The organism is Paracoccus sp. (in: a-proteobacteria), assembly GCF_047973135.1.
In the GTDB taxonomy this organism is placed as follows: Bacteria; Pseudomonadota; Alphaproteobacteria; order Rhodobacterales; family Rhodobacteraceae; genus Paracoccus.
This window is the reverse complement of record NZ_JBKEBL010000059.1, coordinates 16,815-29,363: the sequence shown is the minus strand read 5'-3', so window position 1 is coordinate 29,363 and position 12,549 is coordinate 16,815. Positions and strand designations below refer to the sequence as shown.

Sequence of the window (12,549 nt, the reverse complement as noted above, 5' to 3'; positions counted from 1 at the left end):
ATCAGCGGCCACAGCTTCTTGCGCAGCGCCTCGGCAATCTCGACCTTGGCAAGATCGGATTGCGGCCGCAGGGTCGAGCCGGTGACGGTCAGCCGCTTTGTCATGATCTGCGCGAAGTTCAGCTCGACCTTCGGGCCTTCCAGAAAGGCGATCATCACCAGCCGCCCGTCGGGTGCCAGCGTCTTGATGTTGCGCGGGATATAGCTGCCGCCGACCATGTCGAGGATCAGGTCGGCGCCGCCCTCGGTCGCCATCCGCTTGGTGAAATCCGTGCTCCGGTAATTGATCGCGGTTGCGCCCAGGGCCCTGATCGCCGCGCATTTCGCGTCGCTTCCGGCGGTGGCGAAGACCCGCGCGCCCAGGGCCCGCGCGATCTGGATCGCCATCATGCCGATGCCGGAACTGCCGCCATGGACAAGAAAGCGCTCGCCCCCCCGCAACCCGCCGCGCGTGACCACGTTCGACCAGACGGTGAAGGCGGTTTCCGGCAGGCAGGCAGCCTCGCGCAGCGACAGGCGGTGCGGGATGCGCAGCGCGTGATCGGCGTGGCAGGCGACATATTCCGCGTAACCGCCGCCGGGCAGCAGCGCGCAGACCCTTTCACCCTTCTTCCAGCGGGTCACGCCCGCGCCCATGCCGACGATCTCGCCCGAGGCCTCCAGCCCCGGCAGGTCCGAGGCGTCGGGCGGCGGCGCATAGGCTCCCATGCGCTGCAACACGTCGGGGCGGTTCACCCCGGCATAGGCGACCCGGATCAGGATCTGGTCATGGCGCGGCACCGGCACCGGGCGGCGGGTCATCTGCAACTGGTCGGCATCGCCGGGCGCGGCGATCTCGACCGCGTTCATCGCGTCGGGAAACATCTTCTCTCCTTGTCAGCGGGTGGTCTTGCCGGGCAGGTCGCGGGTCCGGGGCGCGCGGATCCAGCCGAAGGCGGCGCGACCCAGCGGCGCGGCGCCCGGCAGCCTGCCGATCCGCGCCTTGACGCCCTCGAACCGCATCACCCCGTCGATCCGGCGGTCGATGAAGGCGCGGGTATCGGCGCGGCCGTCGGACTGGTCGCCCAGCCAGAACAGCACCGTCGCGCTGATCACCGCCGACAGCGTGGCGCGCTTGGAATACCAGTTCAAATCGTCCGAACCGTCGCCCAGCCCGGCCCAGATCGCATCCGCCGTCTCCCAGACCAGCCTTGCGGCCAGGGGTGCGTTCTGCGGCAGCGCCAGCGTCGCGGCACCGGCGCGGACCAGTTCGGGATCGACAAGGGCCAGACGCTGCCAGATCGAGATCGCCACGCGGTCGCGGAACCGGCCCTCGGGCGGCGTGGCGGCCAGCCAGTCGCGCAGCCCGGCATCGGCGCGGCGGTGATAGGCGGCGGCCAGCCCGGCCCCGCCCTGCGGGACCAGCACCCGCGCCATCGCCCCGGAAAGGCCCAGATCGCGCGCGACTGCCTTCAGCGCGCGGTCGTTCATACAGTCGAAGGGCACATGGATCAGCGCCGCATCCAAAAGCGTGTCACGGTCGGTTTCGGTCATTTCGGCCTCTTCTGGACAAGGGCGCCCGGCTTTGCTATTGGAACGCTTCCTGCAATCTTTGCAACTCTAACCTAGGAAGGTGGTGACAACCACATGCAGGTCAATGTTCGCGACAACAACGTCGAACAGGCGCTTCGTGCCCTGAAGAAAAAACTTCAGCGCGAAGGTGTCTTCCGCGAAATGAAGCTTCGGCAGCATTTCGAGAAGCCGTCGGTCAAGAAAGCCCGTGAAAAGGCCGAGGCCGTCCGCCGCGCCCGCAAGCTGGCCCGTAAAAAGGCTCAGCGCGAAGGCGCGCTGTAAGACGACGCGATCCGCGTTATCAGAAAGCCCCCGACGCCAATGGCTCGGGGGTTTTTCGTTACAACCGCCGCTTTGCGTTGCGACAGGCGCAACAAAGGGCCAGCGGACGACGACCGCCCGGCGGGAACTGCAAGGCCATCAGACCAACGCTCCGCCGCAGGCGTTTGCAGGGGGTCCGGGGGGCGCAGCTCCCCCGGCTATCGCGGGACGCAAATCAGCGGCGCCGCCATCGCGCAAAGGATCCCCGGAAATGCGCCCGGACCGGGGCACCGGGTTATTCGCGCAACCGCCAGCCCGTCGCAAAGATCCAGCGGATGATGCCGAAACAGACCAGCACCATCAGCCCGACCGCGAACAGCGACAGGCCCACCGGCACGTCGGCGAGGCCGAAAAAGGACCAGCGAAAGCCGGAAATCAGGTACAGTACCGGGTTCAGCTTGGCCACCGCCTCCCAGAAGGGGGGCAGCATACTGGCCGAATAGAAGGCACCGCCCAGAAAGACCAGCGGTGTGATGACCATCAACGGGATGATCTGCAACTGCTCGAACGATCTGGCCCAGAGGCCGATGATAAAGCCCAGCAGGCTGAAGCCGACCGCTGTCAGGAACAGGAAACCCAGCATCCAGAACGGATGCAGGATATGCACGCCGACAAAGAAAAAGCTTGTCACCAGGATCACCAGCGCGATCAGCATCGCCTTGGCGGCAGCGGCCCCGACAAAGCCCATCATGACTTCCAGCCAGCCTACGGGCGAAACCAGATATTCATAGATCGTTCCGCTGAATTTCGGGAAATAGATGCCAAAGCTGGCATTGCTGACCGATTGTTGCAGGATCGTCAGCATCATCAGGCCAGGCACGATGAAGGCACCATAGGGCACGCCCTCGACCGACTGGATGCGCCCGCCAATGGCCGCGCCAAAGACCACGAAATACAGCGTTGTGGACACCACCGGAGAGGCCAGCGACTGCCAGATGGTGCGGAAAAAGCGCGTCATCTCGTGGTGAAAGATCGCCCGGACTCCGGGCCAGTTGATCCCGGTCATGCCGCCTCTGCCTTCTGGTCGGCGACAAGCGCCATGAACACCTCTTCCAGGCTGGATTGCTTGGTCGAGACGTCGCGCACCGCGATCCCATGCCCCGCCAGATCGGCCAGCAGCCGGGCGATGCCCGTGCGTTCGGCGCGGGTATCGTATTCGTAATGCAGTGCCCGCCGGTCTTCGGACAGGGTAACGCGCCCCAGCAGTTCCGGGGGCAGCGCGGCCAGCGGCTCGTCCAGCTCGACGGTCAACAGCTTCTTGCCAAAATCGCCCATCAGCTCGGTCGTAGGTTTGACCAGCAGCAGGCGGCCGTGGTTGATGACACCGATCCGGTCGGCCATTTCCTCGGCCTCTTCCAGATAATGCGTGGTCAGGATGATGGTCACACCGTCGCGGCGCAGTTGTTCGACGACCTGCCACATCTCGCGCCGCAGGGCGACATCGACGCCGGCTGTGGGTTCGTCCAGAAACAGCACCCGGGGCCGGTGCGACAGCGCCTTGGCGATCAGCACCCGGCGTTTCATGCCCCCCGACAATTCGCGCGTGGCGGCATCGCGCTTGTCCCACAGGGCAAGGCTGCGCAGCACCTGTTCGATATAGGCGTCATCCGGCGGCTCTCCATACAGACCGCGGGTAAAGCGGACGGTATTGATCACCTTCTCGAACGGCTCCAGCGCGATTTCCTGCGGCACGAGGCCGATCATCCGCCGCGCCGCGCGCCAATCGCTGCGGATGTCATGGCCGCCCACGCGGACCGTGCCACCGGTCGGTACGACCAGCCCGCAGATGATCGAAATCAGCGTCGTCTTGCCCGCGCCATTGGGGCCAAGCAGGGCGATGATCTCGCCCTCGTCGATGGTCATGGACACATCGGTCAGCGCGGTGGTACCACTGCCATATCGTTTGGAAAGGTTCTCGATCTCGATGATCGGGGTCATGCCCTGCCTCCTTGGCTGTTCCTTCGCCGCTATTTCACCCGCAGCGGCTTGTCCATCGCGGGCCTCCGGCGGCGCAGCGTCGCGGCAAGCACGATCGCCAGAGCGACAAAGGCAAAGGTGCCCATGCGAAAGGCCCCCGCATAGCCCAGATGGGTAACAAGGGGCTGAGATGCCAGAGGCGACAGGAATTGTCCCAGAAAAATCGCCGATGTCACCAGCCCCGTGACCAACCCGCGATGCCGCGCTGGCGCGACGTTCAGCGCGGTGGTGATGAAAGTCGGCATGGTCAGCCCCATCCCCACGCCCATCAGAGCGGTGGCCAGCATGGCAAGGATCAGCGAATGCGCAAGGGCCAGCAGGGCAAACCCCGCCGCCAGCGCCAGAAACCCCGAGACCGGGGTACCGATCCGCCCCAGCCAGGGCCGGATCCAGCCGGTGATCACCGACATCAGCCCCGCCGTGAACATCATCGCGCCGATCACGTAACTGGCGGCGCGCGGGCCGCCGATGCCCTGTTCGTCAAGGTGAAAGGGTATCTGCGTCGGCACCACGTAATAGATCACGAAGGTCAACCCCGACGCGATCGCCATGATCGCGACGGTCAGTTGCCAGCCGGGTTCGCTGGCGTCGATGCGGGGCGCATGGCCCGGCCCGGCGGTCGGGGCGCAAAAGCGCGGCGGCTCGGGCAGGATCGCGGCCAGCAGCGGCAGGACCAGCGCCGCCAGCCCATAGATAGCAAAGGGCAGCCGCGCGTCGCTGGCCGCCAGCAACCCCGCCACGGTCACAAAGATCAGCCCGCCGAAATTCGTGGCCGCCATCTGATAGCCCAGCAACCGCCCCCGCGCCGCGCCCTCGAAGTAATCGCCCACCAGCGCCGCCTGCGAGGTCATGATCATCGCCACGCCCAGACCAAGGGCCAGACGGCTGACCAGCAGCGCCTCAAGCGAGGTCAGGTACAGCCCCGCCGTGCCCGCCACCGCATAGACGATCATCCCGATCAGCAACGGCTTGCGTCGTCCCAGCCGGTCGGTCAGCCCTCCGGCAAAGGGCGCGGTCAGCGCCACCAGCAACGAGGGTGCCGTGATCAGCATGCGCGTCAGCACCGCCGCTTGCGGATTGTCGGCAAACCGCGCCTCAAGCCCCGGCAGAGACGGCGTAATGGTCGAGTTGGACATGATGGTCAGCATCGCCGCCATCATAAGACCCCAGGCACGACGATCCCGCAGCAGGTGATCCATCTCAGTCACGCCCCTCATCGCTGGGGACTGGGCGATCATAGGGTCGGGCCTCGCGCGCATCGGCCAGCGAATCCGCCCACCAGCGCAGCCGATGGCAGAAATCGGCCATTGCCGCCTCGGCCCCTGCCGCGTCGTCCGGGTCGATGATCCGCCCTTCTTCGTCAAAGCGCCGCCAGGGCGCGCTGAAGCTGACCGTGTCGCGGATGGTGACGGTGTGCAGTTCCGCCAGAATGATCCGCAGCGCCTCGATGGCACGCAGCCCGCCCGAGATGCCGCCATAGCTGATCAGCCCGACGGGCCGTCCCCACCACTCGGTGGTAACGTAATCGATCAGCGTTTTCAGGTGCCCCGGCTCGGCGTGGTTATATTCCGGCGTGACGATGACAAAGCCGTCCGCCCCCGCCATCCGGGCGCGCAGCCGGTCGATGGCGGCGGCGTCTCCGATCTGGACGGGCAGCAGTTCGGGGTCGGCAGGGTCAAGGATCCGGGGCGCGAAACCATGGCGGGTCAGTTCCCTGACTGCCCAGGCCGCAATCCGGTCGTTGATCCGCCCCTCGCGGATCGAGCCCATGATCACCACGATCCGATTGCCCTGGGTCATCTGCCTCCCTTTCCCGTTCCGCCCCGTTCATAACCGCTTGGCCGCCACGCGGGGTCAGCGTGCCGCGCCCCGCAGATTGACATAATTGCCCAGCAGGATCAGTGCCGCCCCGGCGATCACCCAAGGGCCGACCGGTTCGTCATAAAGGGCCATTCCGACCACGGCGATAACTGGCAGACGCAGGAAATCGAAGGGCATCACGACGGTCGCGGGGGCGACGCGCAGCGCGTTGGCGATACAGAAATGCGCCGCCAGCCCGGCCGATCCGATCAGCGCGATCCATGGCAGCGCCGCCGCCGAAGGCAGCGCGATGTCGCCGTCTATCCCCGCGCAGGCGAATCCCAGAATCGCCTGAACAATGGTCATCCACCACAGAATGCAGGCGGTATGGGCCACGGCAGTCAGCTTTTTGGTAAAGATATAGGTAAAGGCAAAGCCAAGCGCCGCCGCCGCCCCGGCAATCACCCCCGGCGTGACCGGTGCCGCGCCGGGTCGCGTGACCACAAGGATCCCCGCAAATCCCAGCACCGCCGCCGCCGCCCGCGCCGCTGTCAGCCGTTCGCCCAGCATCAGCCGCGACAGCACCAGCGCCCAAAGCGGAGCCGTAAATTCCAGCGCGAAAACCTGTGCCAGCGGCACGGTGAAGATCGCATAAAACCACAGGTTCTGCCCCGAGAAATGGGCGACATTGCGGGCCAGATGCAGGCCCGGATGGCGCAGGTTCACATCGCCCCACAGCCCGCGCAGGCTGATCACCAGCGCGACCAGCGTAACGCCCACCAGCGACCGCCACGCCATGATCTCGAACGTGTCAAGTTCGAACGAGATGGCGCGCCCGGCAACCGCCATAGAGGTAAAGGACGCGACCGCGCCCATCATCCACGCCCCCGCAAGCAGTGGTCTTGTCTGCGGGTCGGCCTGTATTGCTGCGGTCATGGAAATGCGCCCTCTGATTCTGCGGCAGGGCTAGCCGATATTTGCAGCATCTGCAACGCGGGGCGGGCCGGACGGCGCGATGCGCCTTGCTTCCGGGCCGGGTCAGACCCCGTCGCCGACAAAGGCCTTTTCGACCACAAATTCCTTTGGCTCGGAATTTGCGCCTTCGCGCAGGCCGAACCCCTCCAGCACCGCTTTCACATCAATGTTGAAGGCCAGGCTGCCGCAGATCATCGCGCGGTCGGTTTCGGCGCTGACGGGGGGCAGGCCCAGATCGGCAAAGACCTTGCCCGAGGTCATGTTGTCGGTGATCCGGCCCATCTGCGGGGTTTCCTCGCGCGTGGTGGTCGGATAGTATAGCAGCCGGTCGGCGAAACCCTCGCCATACATCTCGGTCAGCAGCGGGTCGTTCTTCAGATTCGCGACCAGTTCGCGGCCGTAATCCAGCTCTGCCGCAGTGCGGCAGGTATGCATCATGATCACCTGTTCGTACCGCTCGAACGTGTCGGGGTCGCGCATCAGGCTGGCGAAGGGCGCGATGCCGGTGCCGGTGGCCAGGAACCACAGCCGCTTGCCGGGCAGCAGCGCGTCAAGAACCAGAGTGCCGACGGGTTTGGGGCGCAGGATGATCTGGTCGCCCGGCTGGATATGTTGCAGCCGCGATGTCAGGGGGCCGTCCTGCACCTTGATCGAATAAAACTCCAGCTCGTCATCCCAGTTGGGCGAAGCGATGGAATAGGCGCGCAGCAGCGGCTTGCCCTTGTCATCCAGCAGGCCGATCATCACAAATTCGCCCGAACGAAAGCGCAGCGAGGCGGGCCGCGTCACCCTGAACGAGAACAGCGTATCGGTCCAGTGCCGGACCGAGGTGACGGTCTGCGCGTCGGGCAGGGTCTTTCCGGCGGTCTTGGATGCGGTGTCGGCCACGGGCAGGTCCAGAGTCATGTTCGAATTCCTGAATGTCTTAGGCGAGTATCGGGCGCGGTGAAAGGGTCAACCGGCCAGACGCGACCGATGGTCCCAGTCGCGCCAGTTCGCGCGGGCAAGCCATTGATCCTGCGGCTGGCGGGCGGCCAGCGTGGCGGGGATCTGGACCTCGTCAAAGCCGACGCGGCGGGCCATGGCATATTGATCGGCAATCAGCCCGCCAGTGGCGCGCAGCGTTCCGTCAAAGCCAAGCGCCCGCAAGCGCCGCGCAAGGCTGAATCCGCGCCCGTCGCCAAAGGCAGGAAACTCGATGGCGACCAGATCGCGGTGGATGTGATCGACCAGGGTTTCCGGCGCGGTGTCGGGGGCCAGCGTGATTTCGGGCGTGCCCCCGGCCGGATGAAAGCCGTCGTCGCGGACGATGATGTCGGTGCTCATGCCGAGACCTTTCCACGGACCATGCGTCCGCCAATGAAGTGAATGCCGCATTCGGTCTTGTCGCTGCCCCGCCAGCGGCCCGAGCGCGGATCTTCTCCGGGTTTCACAGGCGAGGTGCAGGGCGCGCAACCGATCGAGGGATAACCTTGCGCGACCAGCGGATGACGCGGCAGGTTGTTTTCGATCATGTATTCCTGCACGTCCTCGGACCGCCAATGGGCCAGAGGGTTCACGCGCAACCGCGCCGGGGGCTCGGGTTCGAAAAACTCCAGCGCCACACGCTGCCCGCCCTGAAACCGCTTGCGCCCGGTGATCCAGGCGTCAAAGCCGGACAGCGCGCTTTCCAGCGGCACGGTCTTGCGAAAATCGCAGCAGGCATCGGGGTTGACCTGATGCAGCGTGCCATCGGGATCGTGGCGGGCAACCTCGGCCTCGCTGGCGCGGATCACGCGCACATCGGTCAGACCCAGTTTCGCCGAAACCTCGCGCTGGTATTCCAGCGTTTCCGGGAACAGCATCTGCGTGTCGATGAACAGCACCGGCAGGCCGGGGGCGACGACGCTGACCATATGCAGCAGCACCACCGATTCCGACCCGAAAGAGGATACCAGCGCCACCCGCCCCAGATCGGGGTCGGTGACGGCGCGGCGCAGAACCTCGGTCGCGGCATGGTGCCGGTACCGGTGGTTCAGCCGCCCGGCGCGATCGTCAAGGGTTCCGTCAAGCATGGGCAGCCTCGGGGTAAAGCGCGGCCTTGAACGGCGCGGGGCCAAGGCGGCGATAGGCGTCGATGAAACGTTCGCCCTCGTCCTCGCGCAGGTCCAGATAGGCGCGCAGCAGCCGGTCGATGGCGGGCACGACCTCTTCGGCGGGGAAACCCGCCCCGGCGCGCTGGCCGATGGCCGGAATGTCATAGGCATCGCCGCCAAGCGTGATCTGGTAATTCTCGACCCCGGCGCGATCCAGCCCCAGAATGCCGATATGGCCCAGATGGTGATGCCCGCAGGCATTGATGCAGCCCGAGATGCGGATGTTCAGGTTGCCAATTTCATCCTCAAGCCCGGCGGCGCGGAAATGATCCGCGATTTCCTGCGCGATGGGAATCGAGCGGGCGGTGGCCAGCGTGCAGTAATCCATGCCGGGGCAGGCGATGATGTCGCTGGTCAGCCCGGCATTCGCCGTGGCCAGCCCCGCCTCGCGCAGCGCCTGATACAGCACCGGCAAGTCGGATTGATGCACATGCGGCAGCACGACGTTCTGGTCATGGCTGATGCGCAGATCGGCATGGCCGTAACGCTCGGCCAGTTCCGCCAGCAGGCGCATCTGGTCAGCGGTCGCATCGCCCGGCGTTGCGCCCGGCGCCTTGAAGGTCACGATGACGCTGGCATAGCCTTCGGCCCGGTGGGGGCGCAGGTTGGTGTCGGTCCAACTGCGGAAGGCCGGGTTCGCGTCGCGTTCGGCGGCATAGGCATCAACCGGCGCGCTGCGGAAGGCCGGGGCCTTGAACCGGTCGCGGAAGGCGGCCAGCGCCTCGCGGTCGGCACCGTTGAAGTCGCGGCGGCGGCGGGCAAATTCGTCCTCGATCTCGGCGCGCAGCACGTCCAGCCCGCGCTCGGCCACGGTGATCTTGATGCGGGCCTTGTACTTGTTGTCGCGGCGGCCCGACAGGTTATAGGTCGCGATAATCGCCTCGATATAGGGTAGCAGATCCTCTGAGGGCAGGAAATCACGGACGACCTTGCCCAGCAACGGCGTACGCCCAAGGCCGCCGCCGATCCAGACCTGAAACCCGGTCTGTCCGTCCTGTTCGACCAGCCGCAGCCCGATGTCATGGGCAGCAATGATCGCGCGGTCCTGTGCGGCACCGGTGATCGCAATCTTGAACTTGCGCGGCAGGAACTGGAATTCCGCGTGATCGGTGGACCAGCTACGCAGCAGCTCGGCATAGGGACGCGGATCGGCGATCTCGTCCAGAGCGGCACCGGCGAAGGCGTCGGTCGTCACGTTGCGGATGGTGTTCCCCGAGGTCTGGATCGCATGCATCCCGACCGAGGCCAGCAGATCCAGCATATCGGGAATATCGACCAGTTTCGGCCAGTTGAACTGAATGTTCTGGCGCGTGGTCCAGTGGCCATAACCCTTGTCGTAATGCTGGGCCAGATGGGCCAGCATGCGCATCTGATCAGGGCTGATCGTGCCATAGGGGATCGCCACGCGCAGCATATAGGCGTGCAATTGCAGATAAACGCCATTCATCAGGCGAAGCGGGCGAAATTCATCCTCGGTCAGACTGCCATCCAGACGACGGGCGACCTGCGCGCGGAACTGGCTTGCACGGTGGCGGACATAGTCGGTTTCGACGGGACGAATATCGAACATCAGCTTGCCTTTGCCTTGCTGGCCTGAATGCCATGGAAATAGTTGGACGGGCCGGTCTGACGGAACGCCTCGCGGAAATGGGTCGGCTGCGGGCCATTGGCAGCGCGGCGCGCCTCGACCAGATAGGGGCCGACCACGACATTCGACTGACCGATAGCCTTCAGCATCGCCAGATCGGCAATAGCCTCGTCCTCGAACAGGGTCGCCTGCGCGGGATCGGCGGTCCAGCCACCTTCGCACATCCAGACATTATGGCCTTCGCGCAGATCGTTCGCGGTGATGACGCCCGGCTTCGCGGCGCTGGGGGTGAAGGCTTTGCTCATGGGATCGGCCCTGATTGTTTCTGCCTGCAATATAGAATTTTGTTCTGGTGTTTTGCGATGGCTTGGAAGAAATAAGGATGAACAAGTGGCAGGGGACGCCATGTCGGAACAAATTTCACATGATGCCGGTGCGGCACAGACTTCTGTCCGTCTGGATGACGTGGATCGGAAAATCCTCTTCCTGCTGCAACAGGATGCCAGCCTGTCGCTGGACCAGATTGCCGACCGTGTGGGGGCGTCCAAGACTCCGGTCTGGAACAGGATCCGCAAACTGCGCGAGGCCGGGGTGATCCGCCGGCAGGTGGCGATTCTGGACCCCGAGGCCCTGGGGCTTGAGGCATGTTTCTTCGTCCTGATCCGCACCAGCGAACATGACAAGGACTGGGCCGCGCGGTTCCTGAAGGCGCTGCGCGACCGTCCCGAGGTGGTCGAGGCGCACCGGTTGGCAGGCGATATCGACTATATCCTCAAGGTGCAGGTCCGCAACGCGCGAGCCTATGACCGGTTCTATCAGTCATTGATCGCCGAGGTGAAAATTCACAATGTGACGGCATTGCTGTCGATGGAAGAAATCAAGGCGACCAGCGCCTTGCCGATATTCGAGGTGGAAAGATGAACAAGACCAATGGCCAATGGGTGATCTGGCACAAACCGACCTGCTCGACCTCGCGCTTTGTGTTGCAGACGCTGCGCGACGCGGGCGTTGATCCGGTGGTGCGCGACTATGTGCAGGATCCGCCCTCGCAGGATGAACTGCGCGCTGCGCTGAAGGCGGCGGGAATTGACGCGCGGGGCCTGCTGCGTCGCAAGAACACACCCTATGACGAACTGGGGTTGGGCGATATGGGGCTGGATGACAACGCCCTGATTGCGGCGATGGCCGAACATCCGCTGCTGATCGAGCGACCGGTGGTGTTTGCGCCCGATGGCCGCGCCAGACTGTGCCGCCCCAAGGAAACAGTGTCCGAGATATTGCAGGCCGCCGGTTAGATCAGGTTCTGCCGCACCGCCAGCACGACGGCATTCAGCGTATTCGCCGCGCCCAGTTTCTTCTGGGCGCTGTCCAGCCGCATCTTCAGCGTGGACAGGCTGATATTCAGCCGGTCGGCAGCGTCGGATTGCCTGATGCCGTCGCGGATCGCGGCCAGCGCCTCGATTTCCGTATCGGACAGCGCAATCTTGGCGCGCACGAACAGCGCGGCCCATGTCTGCAGCTTGCTGTGCAGGACCATCATCTCGGTATCGGTCAGTTCGCGGTCGGGGCGGGCCAGCGACAGGAATGACCGTTTGCGCCCGACCTTTTCGACGAAGGTTGCGCCGAATTTCAGCCCGTATTTGGCCGCGTGCTTCATGACGCCGCGCGGATCGGGGAATTTGACCGCCGACCAGCGGGTTGCCCCGGTTCTGGCAATGGTCCATGCGGCGACAGGATCGCCGAAAAAGTAGTTTTCCTGTTCGTAGATCGTCGTCCATGCCTCGGGGTACTTGCTGAGGAAAAAGTCAGGCTGCCCGAAACGCAGGCCGAAACCCAGAACAAAGCCAGAAACACCCAGCTGCTCCAGAGCGCGCAGTTCGTCTTCATGGTTCGGGATAATCGTTTCGATCATGGCTCGGCATTTAAAAATTGACCAAAAGGACTGGCTAAATAGCCATGTCTCTGTACCTGGCGAAGTTATGCACTATGGTTCAACCCATAGCAATAAAAGCTACGACATCATAAGGCCGTCGTCGCGTGGTGGTTTAGTTGTCACAGTATCGGTGCCCGCAGGCAAGTCCTGTGCCTGCGGATTGTTTTCCCTGCACTAAAGGGGTTCGTTGCGTTTTTGCAACGAGGTGTGTTTTTTTGCGTCGCGCGGCGGCCTGATGTTCAACCAGTGATTTTGAGGCCGGGTACTTTG

Annotated in this window: 16 protein-coding genes; 3 read left to right on the top strand and 13 right to left on the bottom strand. The window is 64.5% G+C overall.

The window, feature by feature from the left end:
• Both ACK5L9_RS05425 and ACK5L9_RS05420 read right to left on the bottom strand, forming a co-directional pair.
• A partial coding sequence (locus tag ACK5L9_RS05425; protein WP_416910435.1) for an NAD(P)H-quinone oxidoreductase occupies positions 1 to 863 on the bottom strand: 863 nt, incomplete at its 3' end.
• 12 nt (positions 864 to 875) lie between these two features.
• Positions 876 to 1,532: a COQ9 family protein gene (locus tag ACK5L9_RS05420; RefSeq protein WP_416910434.1), complete on the bottom strand. Its 657-nt coding sequence runs from the start codon at positions 1,530 to 1,532 to the stop codon at positions 876 to 878.
• A gap of 93 nt (positions 1,533 to 1,625) precedes the next feature.
• Between ACK5L9_RS05420 and rpsU the strand changes: the two genes are divergently transcribed.
• Positions 1,626 to 1,832 (top strand): 30S ribosomal protein S21, encoded by a 207-nt coding sequence (gene rpsU, locus ACK5L9_RS05415; protein WP_022705914.1) that lies wholly within the window; start codon positions 1,626 to 1,628, stop codon positions 1,830 to 1,832.
• 274 nt (positions 1,833 to 2,106) lie between these two features.
• Here the strand turns inward: rpsU and ACK5L9_RS05410 are convergent, their stop codons facing one another.
• The 10 genes from ACK5L9_RS05410 to ACK5L9_RS05365 form a co-directional block, all read right to left on the bottom strand.
• Positions 2,107 to 2,877 carry an ABC transporter permease gene (locus ACK5L9_RS05410; protein ID WP_416910433.1) on the bottom strand — a complete coding sequence of 257 codons (771 nt, stop codon included), beginning with the start codon at positions 2,875 to 2,877 and terminating at the stop codon, positions 2,107 to 2,109.
• Complete coding sequence (locus ACK5L9_RS05405; protein ID WP_416910432.1) at positions 2,874 to 3,809, bottom strand: ABC transporter ATP-binding protein; 936 nt, start codon at positions 3,807 to 3,809, stop codon at positions 2,874 to 2,876. Before ACK5L9_RS05405 ends, ACK5L9_RS05410 begins: the two co-directional genes overlap by 4 nt.
• 29 nt (positions 3,810 to 3,838) lie before the next feature.
• The gene (locus ACK5L9_RS05400; protein ID WP_416910431.1) at positions 3,839 to 5,047 is read right to left on the bottom strand and encodes an MFS transporter; all 1,209 of its coding nucleotides are present in this window, start codon (positions 5,045 to 5,047) and stop codon (positions 3,839 to 3,841) included.
• 1 nt (position 5,048) lies between these two features.
• On the bottom strand, positions 5,049 to 5,648 hold the full coding sequence (locus tag ACK5L9_RS05395) for an NADPH-dependent FMN reductase (protein ID WP_416910430.1): 600 nt from the start codon (positions 5,646 to 5,648) through the stop codon (positions 5,049 to 5,051).
• 54 nt (positions 5,649 to 5,702) lie between these two features.
• Positions 5,703 to 6,584 (bottom strand): DMT family transporter, encoded by an 882-nt coding sequence (locus ACK5L9_RS05390; RefSeq protein WP_416910429.1) that lies wholly within the window; start codon positions 6,582 to 6,584, stop codon positions 5,703 to 5,705.
• 102 nt (positions 6,585 to 6,686) lie between these two features.
• The gene (locus ACK5L9_RS05385; protein WP_416910427.1) at positions 6,687 to 7,529 is read right to left on the bottom strand and encodes a ferredoxin--NADP reductase; all 843 of its coding nucleotides are present in this window, start codon (positions 7,527 to 7,529) and stop codon (positions 6,687 to 6,689) included.
• A gap of 48 nt (positions 7,530 to 7,577) precedes the next feature.
• A complete protein-coding gene (locus tag ACK5L9_RS05380; RefSeq protein WP_416910426.1) occupies positions 7,578 to 7,949 on the bottom strand; it encodes a DUF934 domain-containing protein in 372 nt (123 codons plus the stop codon).
• The gene (locus ACK5L9_RS05375) at positions 7,946 to 8,677 is read right to left on the bottom strand and encodes a phosphoadenylyl-sulfate reductase (RefSeq protein WP_416910425.1); all 732 of its coding nucleotides are present in this window, start codon (positions 8,675 to 8,677) and stop codon (positions 7,946 to 7,948) included. Before ACK5L9_RS05375 ends, ACK5L9_RS05380 begins: the two co-directional genes overlap by 4 nt.
• Entirely contained in the window at positions 8,670 to 10,328 is a 1,659-nt protein-coding gene (locus tag ACK5L9_RS05370; RefSeq protein ID WP_416910424.1) for a nitrite/sulfite reductase, read from the bottom strand. The genes ACK5L9_RS05375 and ACK5L9_RS05370 overlap by 8 nt, the downstream gene beginning before the upstream one ends.
• Positions 10,328 to 10,651 carry a DUF2849 domain-containing protein gene (locus tag ACK5L9_RS05365; RefSeq protein WP_416910423.1) on the bottom strand — a complete coding sequence of 108 codons (324 nt, stop codon included), beginning with the start codon at positions 10,649 to 10,651 and terminating at the stop codon, positions 10,328 to 10,330. Before ACK5L9_RS05365 ends, ACK5L9_RS05370 begins: the two co-directional genes overlap by 1 nt.
• A gap of 100 nt (positions 10,652 to 10,751) precedes the next feature.
• Between ACK5L9_RS05365 and ACK5L9_RS05360 the strand changes: the two genes are divergently transcribed.
• Together ACK5L9_RS05360 and arsC are read left to right on the top strand one after the other, a co-directional pair.
• Positions 10,752 to 11,267, top strand: a complete 516-nt coding sequence (locus ACK5L9_RS05360; protein ID WP_416910422.1) for an Lrp/AsnC family transcriptional regulator — start codon at positions 10,752 to 10,754, stop codon at positions 11,265 to 11,267.
• Positions 11,264 to 11,641 carry an arsenate reductase (glutaredoxin) gene (gene arsC, locus ACK5L9_RS05355; protein WP_416910421.1) on the top strand — a complete coding sequence of 126 codons (378 nt, stop codon included), beginning with the start codon at positions 11,264 to 11,266 and terminating at the stop codon, positions 11,639 to 11,641. The genes ACK5L9_RS05360 and arsC overlap by 4 nt, the downstream gene beginning before the upstream one ends.
• On the opposite strand, the gene ACK5L9_RS05350 is transcribed toward arsC, so the two are convergent.
• Positions 11,638 to 12,258 (bottom strand): autoinducer binding domain-containing protein, encoded by a 621-nt coding sequence (locus tag ACK5L9_RS05350; RefSeq protein WP_416910420.1) that lies wholly within the window; start codon positions 12,256 to 12,258, stop codon positions 11,638 to 11,640. The two genes, arsC and ACK5L9_RS05350, sit on opposite strands and share 4 nt — an antisense overlap.
• Between the last annotated feature and the right edge of the window lie 291 nt (positions 12,259 to 12,549).

Bases quoted from the DNA above. Each gene is read 5' to 3' on its own strand.
- ACK5L9_RS05370 (WP_416910424.1), bottom strand. From the start codon at position 10,328: ATGTTCGATATTCGTCCCGTCGAAACCGACTATGTCCGCCACCGTGCA.
- ACK5L9_RS05410 (WP_416910433.1), bottom strand. From the start codon at position 2,877: ATGACCGGGATCAACTGGCCCGGAGTCCGGGCGATCTTTCACCACGAG.
- ACK5L9_RS05400 (WP_416910431.1), bottom strand. From the start codon at position 5,047: ATGGATCACCTGCTGCGGGATCGTCGTGCCTGGGGTCTTATGATGGCG.
- ACK5L9_RS05360 (WP_416910422.1), top strand. From the start codon at position 10,752: ATGTCGGAACAAATTTCACATGATGCCGGTGCGGCACAGACTTCTGTC.
- ACK5L9_RS05350 (WP_416910420.1), bottom strand. From the start codon at position 12,258: ATGATCGAAACGATTATCCCGAACCATGAAGACGAACTGCGCGCTCTG.
- ACK5L9_RS05390 (WP_416910429.1), bottom strand. From the start codon at position 6,584: ATGACCGCAGCAATACAGGCCGACCCGCAGACAAGACCACTGCTTGCG.
- ACK5L9_RS05420 (WP_416910434.1), bottom strand. From the start codon at position 1,532: ATGACCGAAACCGACCGTGACACGCTTTTGGATGCGGCGCTGATCCAT.
- ACK5L9_RS05385 (WP_416910427.1), bottom strand. From the start codon at position 7,529: ATGACTCTGGACCTGCCCGTGGCCGACACCGCATCCAAGACCGCCGGA.
- ACK5L9_RS05395 (WP_416910430.1), bottom strand. From the start codon at position 5,648: ATGACCCAGGGCAATCGGATCGTGGTGATCATGGGCTCGATCCGCGAG.
- ACK5L9_RS05375 (WP_416910425.1), bottom strand. From the start codon at position 8,677: ATGCTTGACGGAACCCTTGACGATCGCGCCGGGCGGCTGAACCACCGG.
- ACK5L9_RS05405 (WP_416910432.1), bottom strand. From the start codon at position 3,809: ATGACCCCGATCATCGAGATCGAGAACCTTTCCAAACGATATGGCAGT.
- ACK5L9_RS05365 (WP_416910423.1), bottom strand. From the start codon at position 10,651: ATGAGCAAAGCCTTCACCCCCAGCGCCGCGAAGCCGGGCGTCATCACC.
- ACK5L9_RS05380 (WP_416910426.1), bottom strand. From the start codon at position 7,949: ATGAGCACCGACATCATCGTCCGCGACGACGGCTTTCATCCGGCCGGG.
- rpsU (WP_022705914.1), top strand. From the start codon at position 1,626: ATGCAGGTCAATGTTCGCGACAACAACGTCGAACAGGCGCTTCGTGCC.
- arsC (WP_416910421.1), top strand. From the start codon at position 11,264: ATGAACAAGACCAATGGCCAATGGGTGATCTGGCACAAACCGACCTGC.